Source organism: Bacillus sp. AFS037270, from assembly GCF_002585305.1.
Genome location: NZ_NUNF01000001.1, coordinates 82,675 through 101,519, shown reverse-complemented (window position 1 = coordinate 101,519; position 18,845 = coordinate 82,675). Strand labels below are relative to the sequence as shown.

Annotated in this window: 20 protein-coding genes and 1 riboswitch; of the genes, 12 read left to right on the top strand and 8 right to left on the bottom strand. The window is 38.9% G+C overall.

All coding sequences use genetic code 11. The features are described from left to right. Positions 1-194 precede the first annotated feature (194 nt). Positions 195-368 carry a hypothetical protein gene (locus COD92_RS31720; RefSeq protein WP_176541326.1) on the top strand — a complete coding sequence of 58 codons (174 nt, stop codon included), beginning with the start codon at positions 195-197 and terminating at the stop codon, positions 366-368. A gap of 52 nt (positions 369-420) precedes the next feature. Here COD92_RS31720 and COD92_RS00485 read toward each other — a convergent pair whose 3' ends face one another. The 3 genes from COD92_RS00485 to COD92_RS00475 all read right to left on the bottom strand — a co-directional run bounded on the left by COD92_RS00485 (position 421) and on the right by COD92_RS00475 (position 3,419). Continuing rightward, entirely contained in the window at positions 421-1,425 is a 1,005-nt protein-coding gene (locus COD92_RS00485; protein ID WP_098532159.1) for a tyrosine-type recombinase/integrase, read from the bottom strand. 90 nt (positions 1,426-1,515) lie between these two features. Continuing rightward, a complete protein-coding gene (locus COD92_RS00480; RefSeq protein ID WP_098532158.1) occupies positions 1,516-2,826 on the bottom strand; it encodes a nucleobase:cation symporter-2 family protein in 1,311 nt (436 codons plus the stop codon). Continuing rightward, complete coding sequence (locus tag COD92_RS00475; protein ID WP_098532157.1) at positions 2,826-3,419, bottom strand: xanthine phosphoribosyltransferase; 594 nt, start codon at positions 3,417-3,419, stop codon at positions 2,826-2,828. The genes COD92_RS00480 and COD92_RS00475 overlap by 1 nt, the downstream gene beginning before the upstream one ends. A 124-nt stretch (positions 3,420-3,543) precedes the next feature. Further along, a riboswitch (purine riboswitch) is annotated at positions 3,544-3,645 on the bottom strand. A 212-nt stretch (positions 3,646-3,857) separates the two neighbouring features. Between COD92_RS00475 and COD92_RS00470 the strand changes: the two genes are divergently transcribed. Continuing rightward, positions 3,858-4,856, top strand: coding sequence for an NAD(P)H-dependent flavin oxidoreductase (locus COD92_RS00470; RefSeq protein WP_306418577.1), 999 nt, complete (start codon positions 3,858-3,860; stop codon positions 4,854-4,856). 48 nt (positions 4,857-4,904) lie between these two features. Here the strand turns inward: COD92_RS00470 and COD92_RS00465 are convergent, their stop codons facing one another. Beyond that, positions 4,905-5,213 carry a hypothetical protein gene (locus tag COD92_RS00465; protein ID WP_098532156.1) on the bottom strand — a complete coding sequence of 103 codons (309 nt, stop codon included), beginning with the start codon at positions 5,211-5,213 and terminating at the stop codon, positions 4,905-4,907. 316 nt (positions 5,214-5,529) lie between these two features. Here COD92_RS00465 and COD92_RS00460 point away from each other — a divergent pair, with 316 nt between their 5' ends. After that, on the top strand, positions 5,530-6,720 hold the full coding sequence (locus tag COD92_RS00460) for a glycine C-acetyltransferase (protein ID WP_098532155.1): 1,191 nt from the start codon (positions 5,530-5,532) through the stop codon (positions 6,718-6,720). An 89-nt stretch (positions 6,721-6,809) separates the two neighbouring features. After that, positions 6,810-7,754, top strand: a complete 945-nt coding sequence (locus COD92_RS00455) for an L-threonine 3-dehydrogenase (protein ID WP_098532154.1) — start codon at positions 6,810-6,812, stop codon at positions 7,752-7,754. Between the two features lie 225 nt (positions 7,755-7,979). Here COD92_RS00455 and selD read toward each other — a convergent pair whose 3' ends face one another. Then, the gene (selD, locus tag COD92_RS00450) at positions 7,980-9,035 is read right to left on the bottom strand and encodes a selenide, water dikinase SelD (protein WP_098532162.1); all 1,056 of its coding nucleotides are present in this window, start codon (positions 9,033-9,035) and stop codon (positions 7,980-7,982) included. A gap of 173 nt (positions 9,036-9,208) precedes the next feature. Here selD and COD92_RS33200 point away from each other — a divergent pair, with 173 nt between their 5' ends. Next, the gene (locus COD92_RS33200) at positions 9,209-9,415 is read left to right on the top strand and encodes an Rdx family protein (RefSeq protein ID WP_342042262.1); all 207 of its coding nucleotides are present in this window, start codon (positions 9,209-9,211) and stop codon (positions 9,413-9,415) included. Positions 9,416-9,504: 89 nt separating this feature from the next. Here COD92_RS33200 and COD92_RS00440 read toward each other — a convergent pair whose 3' ends face one another. Continuing rightward, on the bottom strand, positions 9,505-9,900 hold the full coding sequence (locus COD92_RS00440) for an Hsp20/alpha crystallin family protein (protein ID WP_255286758.1): 396 nt from the start codon (positions 9,898-9,900) through the stop codon (positions 9,505-9,507). Positions 9,901-10,088: 188 nt separating this feature from the next. Between COD92_RS00440 and selA the strand changes: the two genes are divergently transcribed. Further along, a complete protein-coding gene (gene selA / locus COD92_RS00435) occupies positions 10,089-11,504 on the top strand; it encodes an L-seryl-tRNA(Sec) selenium transferase (RefSeq protein WP_098532151.1) in 1,416 nt (471 codons plus the stop codon). Positions 11,505-11,557: 53 nt separating this feature from the next. On the opposite strand, the gene COD92_RS00430 is transcribed toward selA, so the two are convergent. Continuing rightward, positions 11,558-11,698, bottom strand: coding sequence for a small acid-soluble spore protein P (locus COD92_RS00430; protein ID WP_098532150.1), 141 nt, complete (start codon positions 11,696-11,698; stop codon positions 11,558-11,560). A gap of 111 nt (positions 11,699-11,809) precedes the next feature. On the opposite strand from COD92_RS00430, the gene COD92_RS00425 reads away from it, so the two are divergent. Beyond that, positions 11,810-12,079 (top strand): hypothetical protein, encoded by a 270-nt coding sequence (locus COD92_RS00425; RefSeq protein WP_098532149.1) that lies wholly within the window; start codon positions 11,810-11,812, stop codon positions 12,077-12,079. A gap of 136 nt (positions 12,080-12,215) precedes the next feature. Here the strand turns inward: COD92_RS00425 and sspO are convergent, their stop codons facing one another. Continuing rightward, a complete protein-coding gene (gene sspO, locus COD92_RS00420; RefSeq protein ID WP_098532148.1) occupies positions 12,216-12,368 on the bottom strand; it encodes a small acid-soluble spore protein O in 153 nt (50 codons plus the stop codon). 326 nt (positions 12,369-12,694) lie between these two features. On the opposite strand from sspO, the gene acnA reads away from it, so the two are divergent. The 5 genes from acnA to COD92_RS00395 all read left to right on the top strand — a co-directional run bounded on the left by acnA (position 12,695) and on the right by COD92_RS00395 (position 18,772). After that, positions 12,695-15,400 carry an aconitate hydratase AcnA gene (acnA, locus tag COD92_RS00415; protein ID WP_098532147.1) on the top strand — a complete coding sequence of 902 codons (2,706 nt, stop codon included), beginning with the start codon at positions 12,695-12,697 and terminating at the stop codon, positions 15,398-15,400. Between the two features lie 466 nt (positions 15,401-15,866). Next, positions 15,867-17,594, top strand: a complete 1,728-nt coding sequence (gene abc-f, locus COD92_RS00410) for a ribosomal protection-like ABC-F family protein (RefSeq protein WP_098532146.1) — start codon at positions 15,867-15,869, stop codon at positions 17,592-17,594. 102 nt (positions 17,595-17,696) lie between these two features. Beyond that, positions 17,697-18,233 carry a TlpA disulfide reductase family protein gene (locus tag COD92_RS00405; protein WP_098532145.1) on the top strand — a complete coding sequence of 179 codons (537 nt, stop codon included), beginning with the start codon at positions 17,697-17,699 and terminating at the stop codon, positions 18,231-18,233. Positions 18,234-18,430: 197 nt separating this feature from the next. Beyond that, positions 18,431-18,562 carry an FbpB family small basic protein gene (locus COD92_RS00400; RefSeq protein ID WP_098532144.1) on the top strand — a complete coding sequence of 44 codons (132 nt, stop codon included), beginning with the start codon at positions 18,431-18,433 and terminating at the stop codon, positions 18,560-18,562. 66 nt (positions 18,563-18,628) lie between these two features. Next, complete coding sequence (locus COD92_RS00395; RefSeq protein ID WP_098532143.1) at positions 18,629-18,772, top strand: acid-soluble spore protein N; 144 nt, start codon at positions 18,629-18,631, stop codon at positions 18,770-18,772. Positions 18,773-18,845: the final 73 nt, after the last annotated feature.

Below are 18,845 nucleotides of genomic sequence, written 5' to 3'. Positions count from 1 at the left end.
GAAGTGGAAAAAGAAATAGTCTACTCTAATATTACAGGAGAAAGAATGCCTCCGTGCAAATGTACTAGAACAAGAGAACCTAATCTTGATTTGATGGCAAAAGCGATAATTGATTTATACTTTAGAACAAAGGGGCAGAAACTTAGGGAGCGCTAAAAGGATTAAAATTTGAGATACCTACAGAGGTGAACAACATGAAAAAACAAATTAAAATAATACAAACTGTCAGCAAAGAATTAACTGGAATTGTAATTGCTAAATATCTCCTTTCAATTGGACTACCTTATAAAGAAAAGGTAAAGCATGAGAATTTACAATCTCACGAATCAAATACTAATCGGATTAGAATTTTTACGGAAGGTAATTAAGTTTGAAAATAAACAAACCACCAGTCGATTATGATTGGTGGTTTAATTTTAACTATCTTAATTTTCCTCTTTGTTTAACTTTAACTAAAGGGCTATAAAGTTCATGCTGATTTTTTATTACTTGCTCATCAAAATGAACATATTTTCTTGTAGTTGATATTTGAGAGTGTCCGACTATAAACTGAACAGCAAAAATCGAAGCACCTGAAGCAAGCATTTCTGTAATTGATTGTCTTCTGAAATCATGACAAGAAAAATGTTTATTGATGCCAGCTTTTTTTACATATCTTTTTAGGTTTCTTCTAAATGTATCATCTGCCATAGGCTCTCCATACCAGTTTAAAAACAAGTTTTTACTTTCAAAATGTGTTTCATTTTCTGAAATTAGCTCAATAAGCATTTTTATTACTAAACCAGAAAGCGGAATAATTCTTGATTTTTTTCCTTTTGCTTTATCTGCAGGTAGAACTATCCTTCTTCCACTTAAATCAAGATCATCAACAGTAAGACTAATTGCCTCTTTTATTCTTAAACCAGTGTCGTAAAGGAGATACATGATAACCTTGTCCCGAAATTGGGGGTATTGATCTGTATTAGGTGCATTAAGTAATTCCTGTATCTCGGTCTCGTTTAGAGGTTGAAATAATCTTTCGTCCTCCTTTATGAATTTGACCTGTTCAGGAGGGTTAATGTTTACTAACTCTTCTTTGTTTAAAAAGTTATAAAAGGTTTTAAGGAATCTTAACCGAGCATTAGTGGTTTGAATTGATAAACCGTATTCCTTTGTTTTGAAATTAAAGTGAGATTCCCTCAAATAATTAACATATTGTCTTACGAGTGGAACAGTCAGTTGCTCAATAGTAGTAATGTCAGGTTGATATTCCCTTAACCAGTTAATATAAAAATTAAAATGTTCGTGATAACTGGATAAGGTAGGTTGTCTTAATCCTTCAGAATTTTTTGAAGACAAGAAGTAATCATAAGCCTGTTCAAAAGTAAAATATGCAGTTCTTGATTCTTCGTTTACTGTCCTACTTGTTATTCGTTTTCTTTTCATTAACGTCACCTCATAAATACATTTTTGCTAAGAAAATGTAGGCAACGTATCGACGTATTTTAGTTAGTAATATGTTGGATAAAAACTATATTATGCAACACTTTGATTGTTATTGTTTACCGCTTGACTTTGCTGCTTAGGTTTTGCCACATTAAAAATGAGATTGAGCAAAATCGCCGTTAAACTACCTGCAACAATTCCACTGTTAGTTAATATTTTCACACTTTCTGGAAGGGCATCAAATAAATTAGGAACCGCTGTAACCCCTAGACCTACAGCAACTGAGCAGGCAATAATTAATAGGTTTTCCTGAGATGAAAAATCCACTTTGCTTAGCATTTTAATCCCAGAAGCAATAACCATTCCAAACATGGCTACCATGGCACCGCCTAGTACGGAGGTAGGCACAACCGTTGTTAACGCAGCAATTTTAGGAACAAATCCAAGAAAAATCAGAATACCAGCCATTGTATAGATCACATTTTTTGACTTCACACCGGAAAATTGAACAAGTCCAACATTTTGCGAATAAGTTGTATAAGGGAAGGAGTTAAATAGTGCACCTACGATACTAGCAAGTCCTTCTGCACGATAACCTTTTACCAAATCCTGTTCGGTTAATTTTCTTCCTGTAATATCACTTAATGCAAAATATACACCTGTTGATTCAACAAGACTTACAATCGCAACTAGTGTCATCGTAATGATTGGAGCTAGTTCAAACGTTGGTACAGCGAAGTGCAGGGGAGCAACCATGTGGAACCATGATGCCGCTCCAACAGCAGAAAAATCAACTTTGCCTAAAAGTGCTGCCGCAATCGTACCGGCGATCAATCCAAGCAAAATAGAGATTGAACGAATGAAACCTTTAAAAAAGCGATAAAGAACAATGATAAATAATAATGTACCAAATGCAAGACATAGATTTGTTACTGATCCAAAGTCTGGGCTTCCTTGCCCCCCGGCCACGTTATTCATTGCAACAGGAATAAGGGTAATTCCGATAATTGTTACAACTGAACCAGTTACAACAGGAGGGAAGAAGCGGACAAGCTTTCCAAAAAAGGAGGCAATTAGGATAACAATGATTCCGGAAACAAGTATCGATCCATAGATCGCAGACATACCATATTGCCCGCCAATCGCAATGATTGGACCAACTGCCGTAAATGTACAGCCTAGGACGATTGGAAGTCCGATTCCAAAATAACGATTTTGCCATACCTGCAAGAGAGTAGCGATTCCGCTCGTTAAGATATCTAAAGAAACTAAATAAGCTAATTGTTTACCAGATAAATGAAGTGCACCGCCGATTATTAGCGGGACAATAACAGCCCCGGCGTACATTGCTAAAACATGCTGAATACCTAAAGATGCTGTTTTCCATGGACCTTGTTTCATTAGACTAATTCCTCCACTTTTTGATTGATAAACTGAACTTCTCCGTTGGATAGGGAAGCGATCCTTGCTAATGACTCCACTCTATACCCAAATTCTTTCAGTTTTTCTGCTCCTTGCTGGAAAGACTTTTCAATTACAATGCCAATCCCATTTACTTTGGCTCCGCTTTGTTTGACAATCTCTACTAATCCAAGCGCCGCTTGTCCATTTGCAAGAAAGTCATCAATTACTAGAACACGGTCATCTTCATCTAAATACTTTTTAGAGATGGAGATTTCGTTTGTTTCATTTTTAGTAAATGAATGGACAGAAGCCGAAAGTAAATCATCTGTAAGTGTCAATGATTTTCTTTTTCTAGCGAAAACAACAGGAGCATTCATATATAATCCAGCCATTACTGCTGGTGCAATACCAGAAGATTCAATCGTCACGATTTTCGTAATTCCTTCATTAGCGAACCGTGAGGCAAATTCTTTTCCGATCTCATTCATTAGGAAAGGATCGATCTGATGGTTAAGAAATGAGTCCACCTTCAAGACCTGATCTGACAATACCCTTCCTTCCGATTTAATTTTTTCCTCTAGTAATCTCATAATGTTAAATCCCCCTTGAAAAATAAAAAGAGCCCAATGGTCATTGCTCACACTGTAATAGAGTGAGGCAATGACCATTGGGCTCTAATTTCCATCATAAAATAGTAGAAATAAGCACAATAGGCTAATCACATTACCCACTCATAGTCAGATTGTTAATGGCAATCTGGTAGAAACTTGCGGGCCATATTCCCGCGATTATATGAGCGAAACTTATCTTTTATGTAATCACATTATAACATGCTAGAAGGGGAAATCAATCACTTTTTCACCAAAAAACGAACATTAACGAAAAAAAATAGGCTATCATTCGTCTCGGAAAGCACTTTCATTCATTTTTTACTGTTCAAAAAACAAAGATTGAATAGCCATTCATTTTCGAGTACTATTAAAATACAGATATTTAGTCAGAATATTCCAATCGAGGAGGGGTTTATTTTGCAAAAAACAATACCTGAAAGCTGGTGGAACCAACTGCGGCTGCCGGTTATTTCTGCACCGATGTTCTTGGTATCAGGCACCGAACTCGTTAAAGCATGCTGTTTGAACGGAGTGATTGGATCATTTCCTGCACCAAACGCAAGACCAATTGAGGTGCTAGATCAGTGGATGGGACAGTTAAATAAAGAGCTTGCAGAGGCACGAGCAAAAGAACCAGATCGAAAAATTGCTCCGTGGGCCATGAACATGGTGGTACATAGCTCTTATAGCCGCCTGCAGGATGAACTTGACTTAATTAAGAAACATAAACCGCAGTTAGTGATTACTTCTTTGGGAAGTCCTAAACATGTAGTAGAGATTGTTCATGAATACGGCGGACTTGTTTTCTCAGATGTAAGCGATTTAAAGTTCGCTAAAAAAGCGGCCGATGCAGGTGTTGATGGCCTCATCCTCGTAGCAAGCGGCGCCGGCGGTCATGCCGGGCAAATTAACAGCTTTGCGTTTGTTGATATGGTCCGGTCATTTTGGGATGGAATCATCATTCTTGCCGGTTCTATTTCCACTGGTAAGGGAATCTTAGCAGCTCAAGCGGCTGGTGCCGACCTTGCCTATATGGGTACACGTTTTATCGTAGCAACGGAAAGTATGGCTAACGATGATTACCGGAAGATGCTTGTAGAGGCCACTCAAGAAGATTTGATATTAACCGATGCGTTTTCTGGTGTGAAAGCAAACATGCTAATCCCGAGTATTAAGAAAGCAGGGCTTGACCCCAAACAATTAGTCAAAAAAGACCAAGTCAACTTTGATGATATGCAAAAAGAAACAAATGCCAAGGCCTGGAAGGATATCTGGTCTGCCGGCCATGGAGTAGGGGCAATTGACCGAATTGAATCCGCTGCGGATATTATTGGTCGATTGGAACTTGAATATAGGGTGGCACTTCAAAAAATTAATAGCTTTGCTGGAAAATTAACAAATGTGGGGGTGAACTAAAGCGGTGATGGAAAACTAGGATATTAACAGAAAAAAGGAACCGAATCATTAAACGGTTCCTTTTTTCTGTTTCTTGTTATTTTCCTTTTTTGCAACGATAATGACCACTTTATAACCAGGTTTTAATTTCACCTTTTTTTTGCCGTTGCCTGTGGTGACTTGGTAGAGGGTATATTTACGCGGTTCAATTTCCAACCGATCAATTTTTTTAATCGTCTCTTTACGGAAATGTTTATGGATCTTTTTTATTTGCTTCTCCGGTTTTTCACCGTAAAAGAAATCATAAGCATAAATAAAAAGATAGATAAACACAGAACCGATCACAATGTAATAAAGGGCGGAAGTTATGACTGTCATGATAGACATCCTTTCTAAGAAGCAAGTGCACATAGTACAAAGTGTATTATAACGAAAAAGGATGAATTTAGAAATGATTAGTTTGGCTGCTTGAATAAGATATAGGGTGAAATAACCTATTTTAACCCTATGTACTTTAATTTTTTTTTAAAATAATTGTCCATATCTAGTGAACAAGATACCGATAACATGATAAAATACACACTAGAAACCCTTACGCAACAACATTTAAAGCGCTTACTCATGTACACCCAGAGAGGACAATTGTTTTTTTTTTTTTTACAGATCCAACTACAATACTAAGGGGGAATTTTTTGTGTCCAGCCATATTTTAGAAACCTTTTTAAATGAAAATCTCGAAGACTTAAAGGGGAAAGGTTTGTATAATGTCATCGATCCACTGGAAAGTCCAAATGGACCAGTCATTACGATTAATGGCAAGGAATTAATTAACCTTTCTTCTAACAATTATTTAGGTTTAGCAACAGATAAGAGACTTAAAGATGCAGCTAATGATGCCATTAAGAAATACGGAGTCGGTGCAGGGGCTGTTCGAACCATCAACGGAACGCTTAAACTTCATGTAGAGTTAGAGGGAAAATTGGCTGAGTTTAAACATACGGAAGCAGCGATTGCTTACCAATCAGGCTTCAATTGTAATATGGCCGCTATCTCAGCTGTTATGGATGCGAACGATGCGATCCTTTCAGATGAATTAAACCATGCCTCGATTATTGATGGGTGCAGACTTTCTAAGGCAAAAATTATCCGATTCAAACATTCCGATATGGAGGATTTACGTGCTAAAGCCAAAGAAGCAAAGGAATCAGGTCAATATAACAAGATTATGGTGATTACCGATGGCGTATTTTCAATGGATGGTGATATTGCCTTATTACCAGAAATCGTAAAGATTGCAGAGGAGTTTGATTTAATTACGTATGTAGATGATGCTCATGGATCCGGCGTCCTTGGGGAAGGGGCAGGGACCGTTAAGCATTTCGGGCTTTCCGATAAGATTGATTTTCAGATCGGGACCTTATCAAAAGCTATTGGTGTTGTCGGAGGATATGTAGCCGGCAAGAAAAATCTGATTGACTGGTTAAAGGTTCGCAGCCGTCCGTTCCTATTTTCCACCTCCTTGACACCTGCGGATGTGGCAGCATGTAAAAGGTCGATTGAAATTTTAATGGAAAGTACCGACCTTAATATGAAGCTATGGGAAAATGGCCATTACTTGAAAACGGGATTAAAAGAATTAGGGTTTAATATTGGCAATAGCGAAACACCAATCACACCTTGCATCATCGGTGACGAGTCGCTCACACAACAATTTAGTAAACGACTTAATGAAGAAGGAGTTTACGCAAAAGCGATCGTGTTCCCAACTGTACAAAAGGGGACTGGCCGCGTCCGCAATATGCCAACTGCCGCTCATTCCAAGGAAATGCTTGATCAAGCGATTGCTATTTATGAAAAAGTCGGCAAGGAAATGGGCGTTATTTAAACGAAAATAGAGACACTCTACACAATTAAGTAACGTATCCATACATTAATACAGAATTTTTCAGCATAAGTGAAGAGGACGGAGAAACAATGAAGCGGATTTTAATCACAGGCGCATTAGGGCAGATTGGATCAGAATTAACATTAAGATTAAGGGAGATCTATGGAGCAGATCATGTCATTGCTACTGATATTAAGAAGAATGATAGTGAAGCTGCCCATAGTGGCCCCTTTGAAACAGTAGATGTAACTGATTTAAACAAAATGATGGAGACGGCCAAAAAATACAAAGTTGATACAATTATGCATTTAGCTGCGCTCCTTTCAGCAACAGCCGAAGCAAAACCTGTATTTGCTTGGAATTTGAATATGGGCGGGCTGATGAATGCTCTTGAAACGGCGAGGGAGCTGAAAGCCCAATTTTTCACACCTAGCTCAATTGGAGTGTTTGGACCATCCACACCTAAAAATAATACTCCACAGGATACCATTATGCGGCCGACTACGATGTATGGGGTCAATAAGGTTGCCGGAGAATTGCTAGCCGATTACTATTATCACAAATTTGGCGTCGATTCACGCGGATTGCGTTTCCCCGGCTTAATCTCACATGTTACCCTTCCTGGAGGGGGAACAACGGACTATGCTGTTGAAATTTATTACGAAGCAGTTAAAAACGGAAAATATACTTCCTATATTAATAAAGGTACCTTTATGGACATGATGTACATGCCGGATGCATTGAACGCCATTATCGACTTAATGGAAGCGGATGGATCTAAGCTCAAGCACCGTAATTCTTTTAATGTCACAGCGATGAGTTTTGCACCCGAGGATATTGCTGCAAGTATCGCTAAGTATATACCAGGGTTTGAGATTAACTATAAGGTAGATCCCGCTCGGCAGAGTATTGCCGAGAGCTGGCCAGATTCGATTGATGCTAGTACGGCAAGAGAAGAGTGGGGCTTCAAATATGAGTATGATTTGGATAAAATGACGCAGGATATGATCGAGAAGCTGCAATATAAATTGTAGATTATCGAAACCTGAGCCAAAATGGCCCAGGTTTTTTATTTTGTTGTCGTGTTATGCTCGTTTTTTTGATTTTATGGCTGATTTTAGCCAAGTATGGCCCATTTCTACTTGTGTTTGGCTGATTTTATTAATGTTTGGCTCATTTTCATAATTTTATGGCTGTTTTCCAATAATAGGAAACGAATCTCTCAAAAAAGAAACAGCGAGCCTGATCAGCTTCGCTGTTTATCTTTTTACATAAATAAGTTTTTCTTGTTTCTCTATGACACGGCCAACGATCGCCGCTTGGACAACACCGCTTGCATGCAGTTGGTCCACATAATTTCTTGCTTCCACTTCATCCATGGATACCAGCAAGCCGCCTGATGTAATCGCATCACAAAGGACAAGCTGCTCCTCTGAAGCAATATCCTCATAAACCGTATCATCACTGATCCATTTATGATTGGACTTAGAACCTCCAGGAACAACACCATTTTTCGCTAATTCAACCGCACCTTCTAAAATTGGCACCTGACTCCAGTAAACTTCAAAGCTCACATCACTGCCGCGTGCCATCTCACTGCCATGACCAAGCAAACCAAATCCCGTTACATCTGTTACAGAATGCGGCTGATAATTGGTCAATACTTCAGCTGCCGTCTTATTGAGCATTGCCATTGTTTCTGTAACCAACTGCTCTTGCTCAGGTGTTACTGCACTTCTTTTAATACCAGTGGTTAAGATCCCAACGCCAATCGGTTTGGTTAACACTAGAACATCACCAGGTTTGGCGCCGACATTTTTCCATACCTTGTCAGGGTGAACGATCCCCGTTACAGATAAACCAAACTTAGGTTCTTGGTCGTCAATGGAGTGACCGCCAACCGTAATCGCGCCTGCTTCTTTTACTTTATCAGCCGCACCGCGAAGGATATCGGAAAGCATTTCAGCTCCAAGCTTTTTAATTGGAAAGCCGACAATATTCATAACCGTTTTCGGCTGACCGCCCATTGCATAGACATCACTTAACGCATTTGCTGCCGTTATTTGACCGAACATATAAGGGTCGTCGACAATCGGCGTAAAGTAGTCAACCGTTTGTATGAGAGCAATGGAGTCAGTTAATTTATAAACCCCAGCATCATCTGATGTATCAAGCCCCACAATCAATTCAGGGACAGGTTCTTGTTTAGGTAATTGACGCAAAACTTGCGCCAGGTCCTCAGGACCAATTTTGCAGCCTCAACCAGCTTTTGTCGAAAAAGAGGTTAGGCGAATCTTCTCTTGTTCACTCAACATGTCCACCTCCATTTTCATAGTATACCTCTTTCCGTGTAAATCCGCACCAATCATGCAGAACATTTGCAGAAGGTAAGGGGATACGGTAAAATATTTCTACTATCTAGATATAGGAAAACCGAAATATAGGGGGTGAACATGTGAAAAACTACCATGTTATTGTAGAATTTTGTATGCAATGAAACTACGCACCAAAAGCCGCGAGTTTCGCGGAAGAGCTATTTAACCATTTTTATCGGGACATACAAAAATTAGAACTAATTCCTAGTTCAGGCGGCGCTTTCGAAGTGACCGTTAATGGGGAGAAGATTTATTCCAAGCTTGAAACAGGAGTGTTCCCAGATACTGAAGAAATGATTGAAATTATTAAGACTAAATGACAAAAGCCCTCAAAAAACGAGGGCTTATTTTTATTTGCATAATCATATTATGTTAACCTGGACTGAAAAAATCATCCTTAAACACAGGTTTAAGGTAAAGTAATATATCTGTTTTTTCCTGATCCTTTTGTGGTTTTAGAGATAAAAATCTCTAATCTACCATTTGTAAAAGCCGCTGATATATCCTGCTCTTTGATATAAAATGGAAAATCAATTGAACGTGACCGTTTATAATGGGTTGTGTAAGGGGGGTGTTTCGCTGCCGAGATGGTTAATTTTTTTTCTTCTATATATACTCTTATATCTGATGCCTCAAAATCACTTAAAATCGCTTCAACAATCCACTCTTGATCGGTCTCGAACAAGTCAATTTGAAATTGTGTTTGGTCGTAATAAGCTGTGAGCGGATCCAGAAAATAGTTTTCCAGCCACTTTTCCACTAAGGCAAAATCAAAGGTTTGATTTTGCAGATGTTTTTTCCTCATAATAATCCCCCTTGCTCGTTCATTTTATTCTATCCGAACTTAAAATGTGAACCGGTTATGATATAATAGGAAAAGAAATTTTGCCAACGGACGAGCTACAAAAAGTCGAAGGCAGGCGGCTAAATTGCCCTTATACCATACGAAAAGTCAAACAGCCCGCAGCTAGTTTACAAAAGGAGTTTTTTATTGTGAAAGAATGGTTACGTTCACTACCGGCCATCCATGAGCTACAAAACCATGAGAATTTTCTCGAACTTTATAACGAAAACCAACTTGATCATCCGCAGCTTACAAAACAGCTAAAAGACGTGCTCGATCAAATCAGGGATTCGATACTAAAAGGGCAATGGCAAGGAGCCACACCTGGAACCAATAATTTTACGGAAGAATTGTTTCAAACACTTGAAGAAAATATTCAAAAGCAATACTCCTATACGATAGAAAAAGTCATCAATGCAACAGGGACTATTTTACATACAAACCTTGGAAGGGCAAGACTAAGTGAAAATGCGATTACGCATGTGGTCGAAACGGCAAGAAATTACTCCAATCTAGAATATAGATTGAAGGAAGGGGAACGGGGCTCACGCCATAGTCATGTAGAATCACTCATTAGAGAAATTACAGGTGCTGAAGCAGCAATGGTCGTCAATAACAACGCGTCGGCTGTTTATCTTGTATTAAGGTCATTAGCTAAACAAAAAGAGGTCATTGTTTCCCGTGGACAGCTTGTTGAGATTGGGGGATCCTTTCGCATTTCATCCATCATGGAGGAAAGCGGTGCCATCCTAAAAGAGGTCGGCACGACAAATAAAACCCACTTGTATGACTATGAAAATGCATTGTCACCAGATACCGCTGTAATCATGAAAGTACATACCAGCAATTTTAAAGTGATCGGCTTTACAAAATCAGTTGAAACAGAAGAACTCGTACAGCTAACTAAAAGGCAAGAAAATGTAATCTTCTATGAGGATCTTGGCAGCGGCGCGCTGTATGACTTTAAGAAGCATGGTATAGGCGATGAACCGGTCGTTAAAGAGGTCATCGAAATGGGGGCGGATGTTGTTACGTTTAGTGGAGATAAACTCCTTGGCGGACCACAGGCAGGGATAATTGCCGGAAAGAAAGCTATTATTGACCAATTGAAAAAACACCAATTAGCCAGAGTAGTTCGGGTTGATAAGATGACATTGGCAGCTCTAGAGGGAACCCTTATTGATTATGCCCGAGGGGAAACCGCAATGAGAAATATCCCAACAATTCGTGATTTATTAGTTTCTATTCATCAATTAGACGAAAGAGCACAATTATTCGTTACAAAATTATTACAAAAAACGAGTCAGTTTAATGCTACTATCTTACAAGACTCAAGCCAAGTCGGCGGGGGAACAATGCCGGATGTCTTACTGCCAACCATGGTCATTGCCCTAAAGCATGAAAAGCTTTCAGCAGAGCAGATCGGCAGAAAATTACGAACGGAAACGAAACCTGCCATTATTGCCCGTATTCAAAAGGATGAATTAATTATTGATTTAAGAACCGTTTCTGTTGGGGAAGAAAACCTATTGTTAGATGCAATTGTAAATATTAATCCTGAATAATTCATAAAAACGGGAAGCGCCCAGTTACTATAAACTGGCGCTTCCACTTTTATCTACATATCATGTCCTGCATTATGGTTATTACGAGAATGGTTGCGATTTTTTACTTTCTTAGAACCACTCATAGGTTCTGGCTGGCCTGATTGTTTTGGTGCATTTTTACGCATATCTTTTCCATCATTTTTGTTTACCATATTTCATCCCTCCTATCTGTTAGGATGCAGTCAATAAGTGTTTTTATGCTGAATAAATTGTATTTTTCTGTGCAATTTAACGGTATATAAAATGAAGGAGTGGATTAGAAAATGCAAAAATATCCTTATAATAAAGACAAACAACAAGCTTTTCAAGCAGCACAGCAAGGATACGAAAATGCTCAAGGCCTGTATGAGACGATTGTTAGTGACAGCGCCAGCTACGGTCATCAGCTGAAGCATTTAAAAGATGAAGTAAATGAGGCCTACCAGCAGATCGAAAATGCTCTCGAGGTTGCTTCAGAACATCAGAAAGCACAATTACAACGTTTTCAGCAAGATCTTCAAACAATGGTGTCAGAAGTCAATCAAGAAGACTAAAAAAGCAGGAGGGAGATCCTCCTGCTTTACCATCGTCCAGCTGCAGCGCCTAGGGGCTCGGGGTAATAAGCCATTCCGACAAGAAGGCTCGTCTTATACCTGTCGCCCCTGTTCAAGGCGCTTCCGCTTTAGGTTTCTATTGATTCTTTTTACGTTTTTTGTTGTTCATTCTTTCTTTTGCAGTTAATTCTGGTTCACTGGCAAATTCCTCATTGAAACCGGCGCCTTTTCCTTGACCTTTTGCTGCATTCATCCCTGGAATTACATGATTAGACTTTCGTTTTACCATTCCAATCACCTCCTGTAATTTAATATTTCCTCCTACACATAAATAATGACAAAATAAAAGTTTTTTGCGATAATATTATCGAAAGGGTATTTTTCTAAAATTCTAAATTCACTTGTGTATAGTTGAGATTTACAAAATATTCTGAACAAAATACATAAAAAGCAATAAGAAAAACTTATCAATCACAATAACTTTCTTGTTATTTACTTATATTATAGGTTGTATTAAGATAAGAATTGTGAGAAAAGTGAAGATGAATGGGAAAATTCAAACTTTCAAGACTTTTCGTTAATTTTAGGTATGAAAACGAACAGGGGGAATTACACATGGTAAAAAACGATGTATTTAACGCTCGTTCTTCCTTCGAAGCTAACGGTAAACGTTACCACTACTACCGTTTAAACGCATTGGAAGAAGCAGGTATTGGCAATGTATCTAAATTGCCTTATTCCGTAAAAGTTTTACTTGAATCTGTACTCCGCCAATATGATGGCCGCGTAATCGCAAAAGAGCATGTTGAAAACTTAGCAAAATGGGGAACAGCAGAGCTAAAAGAAGTAGATGTTCCATTTAAACCAGCTCGTGTTATCCTTCAAGACTTTACTGGTGTTCCAGCAGTTGTTGACCTTGCTTCATTAAGAAAAGCAATGGCTGACCTTGGCGGGGACCCTGACAAAATTAATCCAGAAAAAACGGTCGATCTTGTTATTGACCACTCCGTACAAGTTGATGCCTATGGCTCATCTGATTCATTAAGAATCAACATGGATTACGAATTCGAACGTAACGCCGAACGTTACCAATTCTTAAGCTGGGCACAAAAATCATTTAACAACTATCGTGCGGTTCCACCTGCAACAGGGATTGTTCACCAAGTAAACCTTGAATATTTAGCAGATGTTGTACATGTGGCTGAAGTTGATGGCGAACTTGAAACATATCCTGATACATTAGTAGGAACTGACTCCCATACGACAATGATCAACGGCCTTGGCGTACTTGGCTGGGGCGTTGGCGGTATCGAAGCAGAAGCTGGCATGCTAGGACAACCTTCTTACTTCCCAGTACCAGAAGTTGTCGGTGTAAAATTAACTGGAGTGCTTCCAAACGGTGCAACAGCTACTGACCTTGCACTTAAAGTAACTCAAGTATTACGTAAACATGGGGTAGTTGGCAAATTCGTTGAGTATTTCGGACCTGGTGTGTCTTCATTACCACTAGCTGACCGTGCAACAATTGCGAACATGGCTCCTGAATACGGTGCAACATGCGGATTCTTTGCCATTGACGACGAGTCACTTGCTTACATGCGCCTAACTGGACGTGACGAAGAGCAAGTGAAAGTTGTAGAAGAATATTGCAAAGCAAACGGTTTATTCTTTGATCCTTCATTTGAGCCTGTTTACACAGATGTCATCGAAATTGACCTTGCTGAAATCGAAGCAAATCTTTCTGGACCTAAGCGCCCTCAAGATTTAATTCCTCTTTCAAAAATGAAAGAAGAATTCGTGAAGGCTGTTTCTGCTCCACAAGGAAACCAAGGCTTCGGCTTACAAGCAGATGAGCTTGAAAAGTCTGCTGTGGTTAAATTTAATAATGGCGATGAAGCTGCAATTAAAACAGGTGCAGTTGCAATTGCTTCCATTACTAGCTGTACAAACACATCTAACCCATATGTTCTAGTTGGTGCAGGACTTGTTGCGAAAAAGGCTGTAGAACTCGGAATGGAAGTTCCTAAATTCGTTAAAACTTCTTTAGCCCCAGGTTCAAAGGTTGTAACAGGTTACCTTCGTGATTCTGGCTTACTACCATACCTAGAGCAAATCGGCTTTAACCTTGTTGGTTATGGTTGTACAACATGTATCGGTAACTCCGGTCCATTAAAAGAAGAAATTGAAAAAACAATCGCGGAAAACGATCTTTTAGTTACGTCTGTTCTTTCAGGTAACCGTAACTTCGAAGGACGTATTCACCCGCTTGTAAAAGCTAACTACCTTGCTTCACCACCATTAGTTGTTGCTTACGCACTTGCAGGAACTGTAAACATCGACTTTGCTAATGAAGCAATCGGTAAAGATAAAGATGGTAACGATGTATTCTTCAAGGATATTTGGCCATCAACTGCTGAAGTAAATGATGTTGTAAAACGCACTGTTACACCAGAATTATTCCGTAGAGAATACGAGAATGTGTTCGGTGACAACGAGCGCTGGAACCAAATCAAAACTAGCAATGAGCCATTATATACTTGGGATGAAAATTCAACTTACATTGCTAACCCGCCATTCTTTGAAGGCTTATCACCTGAACCAGGTACAGTTGAACCTCTAGCAGGACTTCGTGTTGTCGGCAAGTTCGGTGATTCTGTTACAACTGACCATATCTCACCTGCAGGAGCTATTGGCAAAAACACTCCAGCTGGTAAGTATTTATTAGAAAAAGGCGTTGAGCCTCGTGACTTTAACTCCTATGGTTCCCGCCGTGGTAACCATGAAGTTATGATGCGTGGAACGTTTGCAAACATTCGTATCCGTAACCAAATCGCACCAGGTACAGAAGGTGGCTTCACAACTTACTGGCCAACTGGCGAAGTTACATCTATCTATGATGCATGCATGCAGTACAAAGCAGATGGCACTGGATTAATGGTTCTTGCTGGTAAAGACTACGGAATGGGTTCTTCACGTGACTGGGCTGCTAAAGGTACAAACCTTCTTGGCATTAAAACAGTTCTTGCTGAAAGCTTTGAACGTATCCACCGTTCTAACCTAGTGTTAATGGGCGTGCTTCCACTTCAATTCAAAGATGGCGACAGCGCTGAATCACTTGGTTTAAGTGGTAAAGAAACTTTCGAAGTACAAGTAGACGAAAATGTAAAACCACGTGATTTTGTAAAAGTAACAGCTACTGACGAAGCTGGCAATAAGAAAGAATTTGAAGTTCTTGTACGCTTTGATTCCGAAGTGGAAATTGATTACTACCGTCACGGTGGAATTCTGCAAATGGTTCTTCGTGAAAAATTACAAGCTTAATTAGAAAGCGAAAGCGCCTTGACCAGGGGCGACAGGCATAAGACGAGCCGGCGAGAAGGTTGCTTTTTAACCTTCTTGACGGATTGGCTGTAGACCTCTGAGCCCCTAGGCGCTGTAGCTAAACTATTTTCTAAGTTCCTTAACACCATGTCTAAATAGGCATGGTGTTTTTTCATGTAATGATTGACAAAATTAGCTCATTTTAAATAAAATAGAACTATCAAACGTAAAGGAATGAACAAAGGGCCCATGAAATTTTAATCTTATTTTTCAGTACATTATTCGAAATTTACGAAAATGTTGAACCTGAAGAATAGGATGAGTCTGTCCTTTTTTATGTCCTGATCGTTTATATCTTATCACTGCAAAGAATCCTTCATAGGTTTATTTGTGCTGGATTTTCATGGATATATAACATTAAATGACATAATACTCTCTTTCAGGTTCAAATGAAGGGAGTTTTTTTATGTTTACAAATCAAAAAGTCGTTCTAAAGGTCAGTGGACTAGATAAAAGTTTTCAACTAAGAAAGATACTTGAAAATATCCAATTTGATATAAAAAGTGGCGATCGAATCGGGCTTGTTGGAGGTAATGGCTCCGGTAAAACAACCCTTGCCAAACTCCTGCTTGGCAAACTTCGTCCTGATAAAGGAACCATTGAAAAGTCCGATCACATTAAAATAGGATACTTATCACAGTCTATTGATTTTGAGGTTAGTGAATTCGGACAACATCACTCAAAAAATGGGGAAGACTTATACCAATATACAAAGGAGTTAGGTCTCAATAAGGTTTATGACTGGAACGGAGAACGCCTGTTGCATTTAAGCGGCGGAGAAAAACTAAAACTTGCGCTGTCGGACATCTGGGCCTCGAAACCTGATTTTTTAATTTTAGATGAACCAACTAACCATCTAGATTTTAAAGGAATAAACTGGCTGGTATCTGAATTAGCAAACTTTGATGGACCAGTCCTGGTCATCTCTCATGATCGCCACTTCCTGGATCAATCTGTTACTCAAATATTTGAATTAGCAAATAGCAAACTGCATTTTTACAACGGAAACTACAGTGATTTTCTGATCGAAAAACAAAAAAGGTTCGAAAACCAGCAGCATGCTTATCACGTTCAGCAGCGCCAGATTGAACTAGTTGAATCACAAATGGAGCAATTAAAGTCGTGGTCTGAAAAGGCCCACCGCGATTCAACTAAGAAAGGCTCAGGCCCATCCAAAAGGCAATTTGGGATTAAAGAATATCATCGGGCGAAGGCTAAAAAGCGCGACAGCCAAATTAAATCAAAAATGAAACGCTTGGAAAGTGAATTGACCAAAAATAGAATCGAGAAGCCTTCAGAAGAAACTACCGTTAGATTCCAGTTTGATGCAAGCGGGAAAAGAGGAAAGCGTATTATCGAGGCAAAGAAGCTTGGAATAAGGTTTGGTGACGACACCCTATTCCAAGGTTCACAGTTCTATATTAATCACGGGGAGCGAATCGGTCTTTTAGGCGATAACGGCAGTGGGAAAACAACCTTAATCAAGATGATTTTAGGTGAAGAGACTCGCTTTGAGGGTGAAATTTGGAAAAGTGATTCGCTAAAAATTGCTTATTTGAGTCAAGATGTAGACGATTTGCCTGCTGATAAAAATGCGCTAGAAGCACTTGGGTTTACTGACAGACAAGACATCCTTAGAGCCAGAACCTTATTAGCTAATTTAGGTCTTACGGAACAACATATCTTGAATCCGATTAAGACATTAAGTCTTGGGGAACGAACGAGAGTTAAACTAACTGATTTACTAATGAAAGAATACGATGTTCTCATTCTCGATGAGCCAACCAATCATCTTGACTTAGCGAGCAGGGAACAGCTTGAAAAGACCTTAGCTGAATTCACAGGAACCATCCTCACCGTATCCCATGATTATTATTTTCTTAATAAATTATGTGATCGTCTGCTTGTCTTTGAGGATCAACGGGTTAAACGAGTGGAAAAGACACCGGACGAATATTTAAACCCTGAGAAAGATAATGTGAATAATGGAGAAGATGATTTATTGATTATTGAAAACAAGATTGCGCTAATTTTAGGACAATTATCGATGATCGATCAAAAAGATCCAAAGTATCCAGTTTTAGATCAAGAATTTAACCTTCTTCTTCAACAGAAACGGAATATAAAAAAATAAATTTTTAAAGTTGTCACAACATTGGCATACAGTTATTTTGTTTCAACTGAGTTTATAGTGTAAAATCATTATAGCAGAAGATGAGACAAAGGAGGTTCCGGGATGATTAAAAAAGTGATTGCCGCTGTCGTACTCGTTAGTTTACTGACAGTAGCGATTGTTCAAGCGATGGATAAAAAGACTGATACTCCTAAAACAGCGACAGAAGCATCGGCAGCAAAAGAAGGTCTTTCTATTGGGGCTTCAGCACCTGATTTTGAGCTTAAAACGTTAACCGGAGACACCGTAAAGTTATCACAACTAAAAGGGAAAAAAGTCATGCTGAACTTTTGGGCGACATGGTGTCCGCCTTGTAAAGCCGAAATGCCAGAAATGGAGCAGTTTTCTAAACAAATTGGTGATGATACTGTTATTTTAGCAGTTAATATCGATCCTCAATTAGATGTGCAAGGATTTGTTAATGAAAATAAAATAACGTTCCCAATCCTTCTAGATGCAGAAGACAAAGTTAATGAAGCGTATCAAATTCTTTCTATCCCGACAACCTATTTTATTAATAGTAAAGGGATTATCCAAAACAAATATACAGGCTCGATGAAGCTTGATGTCATGAAAAAATATACCCAAGAATTAAATTAAACAAGAGATGTTGGCATATGCCAATGTCTTTTTTTGTACTTTGAAAATTGTCCAGCTCCAGCGTTCAGGATCTCGGGGTCATAAGCCCCTGTTCAAGGCGTTTCTGCTTTTCGAACAAATTTTCAAAAAGTTGTAATAATTGCAACCGTTTCCGGGAATAATAACTGTTAGAATAGGTAATAAGGAAGGTGATAACAATGAGAAAACCTAGAAAACGCTCATTCGCAGAACTAGTATTAGAAAATAAATCACAATTAATGAAAGACAGTGCTGCTATGGAAAAAATTGAACAGCGATTAGAGGAAAAGCGACTCGGCAAAGCTGAGTAATCACATTTGTTTCCAATCATGCTTCCCCTCCTTATGGGTAAAATGATAATAAGGAGGGATTGAAACATGGGTAATCCGAAAAAAGATTTTAAGCATTTCTCACCTAGCCATTTAGGTACTCAACCAAGAGGTTTTAGTGGCAATAATGGAAAAAAAATGAATGATACTTCTGGGAAGCATGCTCAGGTCATTCAAACTAAAGGCGAATAATACTATGTATATAAGACCCGTCAGGCACAAGCCTTGCGGGTCTTTTTGTTTTAAGTTTCCATTTATTCTCCTG

What these genes read in the sequence shown, in the direction of transcription:
- COD92_RS00485 (WP_098532159.1), bottom strand. Translation starts at nt 1,425, where the DNA reads ATGAAAAGAAAACGAATAACAAGTAGGACAGTAAACGAAGAATCAAGA.
- COD92_RS00405 (WP_098532145.1), top strand. Translation starts at nt 17,697, where the DNA reads ATGATTAAAAAAGTGATTGCCGCTGTCGTACTCGTTAGTTTACTGACA.
- COD92_RS00395 (WP_098532143.1), top strand. Translation starts at nt 18,629, where the DNA reads ATGGGTAATCCGAAAAAAGATTTTAAGCATTTCTCACCTAGCCATTTA.
- COD92_RS00465 (WP_098532156.1), bottom strand. Translation starts at nt 5,213, where the DNA reads ATGACAGTCATAACTTCCGCCCTTTATTACATTGTGATCGGTTCTGTG.
- COD92_RS00475 (WP_098532157.1), bottom strand. Translation starts at nt 3,419, where the DNA reads ATGAGATTACTAGAGGAAAAAATTAAATCGGAAGGAAGGGTATTGTCA.
- COD92_RS00455 (WP_098532154.1), top strand. Translation starts at nt 6,810, where the DNA reads ATGAAGCGGATTTTAATCACAGGCGCATTAGGGCAGATTGGATCAGAA.
- abc-f (WP_098532146.1), top strand. Translation starts at nt 15,867, where the DNA reads ATGTTTACAAATCAAAAAGTCGTTCTAAAGGTCAGTGGACTAGATAAA.
- acnA (WP_098532147.1), top strand. Translation starts at nt 12,695, where the DNA reads ATGGTAAAAAACGATGTATTTAACGCTCGTTCTTCCTTCGAAGCTAAC.
- COD92_RS00440 (WP_255286758.1), bottom strand. Translation starts at nt 9,900, where the DNA reads ATGAGGAAAAAACATCTGCAAAATCAAACCTTTGATTTTGCCTTAGTG.
- COD92_RS31720 (WP_176541326.1), top strand. Translation starts at nt 195, where the DNA reads ATGAAAAAACAAATTAAAATAATACAAACTGTCAGCAAAGAATTAACT.
- COD92_RS00430 (WP_098532150.1), bottom strand. Translation starts at nt 11,698, where the DNA reads ATGGTAAACAAAAATGATGGAAAAGATATGCGTAAAAATGCACCAAAA.
- COD92_RS00480 (WP_098532158.1), bottom strand. Translation starts at nt 2,826, where the DNA reads ATGAAACAAGGTCCATGGAAAACAGCATCTTTAGGTATTCAGCATGTT.
- COD92_RS00400 (WP_098532144.1), top strand. Translation starts at nt 18,431, where the DNA reads ATGAGAAAACCTAGAAAACGCTCATTCGCAGAACTAGTATTAGAAAAT.
- sspO (WP_098532148.1), bottom strand. Translation starts at nt 12,368, where the DNA reads ATGGTAAAACGAAAGTCTAATCATGTAATTCCAGGGATGAATGCAGCA.
- COD92_RS00425 (WP_098532149.1), top strand. Translation starts at nt 11,810, where the DNA reads ATGCAAAAATATCCTTATAATAAAGACAAACAACAAGCTTTTCAAGCA.